Genomic DNA, 236 nt, shown 5'->3' on the forward strand with positions numbered 1-236 from the left:
CCGGGCAGTACAAGACCCTCAGCCTGAAAGGCCCGGATCGCCTCGTCGTCGACCTGCCGGCGTCGAAGGCGCGTGCGGGTCTGCGCCTCCCGGCGCCTGCCGGCATCGTGCGCGCGGTGCGGACCGGCCAGCCCGATCCGAACACGCTGCGCATCGTCTTCGACCTCGCTTCGCCCGTGGCCGCGCTCAATCCGCGCATGGAACAGGCCGGGGAGTCCTCGCGCCTGGTGATCGAA

Annotated in this window: 1 protein-coding gene; it reads left to right on the plus strand. The window is 71.6% G+C overall.

Annotation, left to right across the window (positions count from 1 at the left end):
- On the plus strand, positions 1 to 236 hold a 236-nt coding region (locus tag OH705_RS28725), incomplete at both ends, for an AMIN domain-containing protein (protein WP_267303636.1).

The sequence above is a fragment of the Pseudomonas sp. BJa3 genome, from assembly GCF_026343815.1.
Classification (GTDB): Bacteria; Pseudomonadota; Gammaproteobacteria; order Pseudomonadales; family Pseudomonadaceae; genus Aquipseudomonas; species Aquipseudomonas soli.